This is a genomic window from Candidatus Phytoplasma fabacearum (assembly GCF_030586805.1).
In the GTDB taxonomy this organism is placed as follows: domain Bacteria; phylum Bacillota_I; class Bacilli_A; order Acholeplasmatales; family Acholeplasmataceae; genus Phytoplasma; species Phytoplasma fabacearum.
Genome location: NZ_JAOSIM010000048.1, coordinates 1 through 1,467 on the forward strand (window position 1 = coordinate 1; position 1,467 = coordinate 1,467).

Here is a 1,467-nt window from a genome sequence, read left to right on the forward strand (position 1 = left end):
TTAGTACATTTTTGGTTTTATTTATTTTTTAGAAAAATATCTTTAATTATTATTTAAAAAATTTTTAAGAAAGCGTAATTAATTATGAAAATCAACTTAACCTAACGTGCCAAAACATAGTTCCAACATCACCAAAAAATATATTAATGCTTCAGAAATAGGTAGCATCATGGGTAACAACCATTTTCGAAGCCTTTAACAAAATTGGTAAACGATAAACTTTTTATAGCGTCTTCCACCAGTAATAAGTTCATTGAACACGGTAACAAAACCGAAACCATTACACGTAATTATTTTGAAAAAATAACTAACCTAAAATTCCCTGATACTATTTTTACATTTTTTTCAAATAAACAAGTATCACCTAACAACTATTGGGCCCAAGTTCAATGCCAATTGTATTGTTCTCAAGCCAAATTGGCTTATTTCTTAATTTATTTTAACGATACTCATTACCATGTTATCCGCATATATCAGGATAATGAATTTGTAAAAAAATAATGAAAGATGGCAAAAAGTATTTAGAATTATTAAAAAAATCAAAACAAGAATTATCCCAAAAAATTTATTTAAAAAAATTAAGTAAATTTAAATCTTAATAGATTTAAGACCTTCTTCTTTAAGAAGGTCTTTTTTTATCCCAAATTTTTTCAAATAAGGAGCAATAAAATTAAATTAATATTTTTAGAAGGTTTAGATGAAAGTAGCAAAATTACCTTAATCCGAAAAATTAAAGAAAAAAACTCCAAACTCAAAACCAAAAGGTCATTGTGTTACAAGAGAGTTAGGTAGTTCTATTTATTGGACCAAAAATCCGTAAAATCTTTTTAACTTGAAAACATTTAATCAACCCAACTCGTTATTTATTAAGTTTTTCCAATATGGTCCAAACCAAAGAAGAAATTCTTATACCTTTGTTAAAAACAAACGCAATTATTTTGATCGATCGTTGGTTGGGTTCTAACTTTACTTACCATGTTTATCCGTATCAAAATAACACCAATTATCAAGTTTTTAATCTTTTAAGGAAATGTTTTTATTCAACCCGCCATTGACTATCTATTTAAAAACAACTCCTGAAATAGAATTACATCGCAAACAAACTTAACCTCACCGTCAAATCGATGTTATTGAATCCAACCCCGTCTCATATTTCCAAAAAGTAGCCAAAGGTTATGAAGAATTTTTTTAAACGAAACAACCTCGGCATTAAATTAATTTTAAACACAACTGATTTCAATAACATCGAACACCAACAAAACCATATTATTAAAAAAATCGGAGCAATAATCAATGGCAATCATAATAAAAAAATTCCAAAATGGCAATACCAATGGTATCAGAAAAATTTAAGTTAATTGTTTTTTTCAAAAAGATGCTTTATATGAGGTTTAGTTTTGTTATTTTGTTTGGTTTTTTAATAATAAAAATATATTTTCCTCAAAAATAAAGAAGAATGTGATAAAT

Annotated in this window: 1 protein-coding gene and 1 pseudogene; both read left to right on the top strand. The window is 26.2% G+C overall.

The annotated features are described in order from the left end of the window. Nucleotides 1-106: 106 nt before the first annotated feature. Nucleotides 107-599: pseudogene (locus tag OC705_RS02510) on the top strand (endonuclease). Between the two features lie 576 nt (nucleotides 600-1,175). Next, nucleotides 1,176-1,358, top strand: a complete 183-nt coding sequence (locus OC705_RS02515; protein ID WP_304512584.1) for a hypothetical protein — start codon at nucleotides 1,176-1,178, stop codon at nucleotides 1,356-1,358. Nucleotides 1,359-1,467 lie beyond the last annotated feature (109 nt).

Bases quoted from the DNA above. Each gene is read 5' to 3' on its own strand.
- OC705_RS02515 (WP_304512584.1), top strand. From the start codon at position 1,176: ATGAAGAATTTTTTTAAACGAAACAACCTCGGCATTAAATTAATTTTA.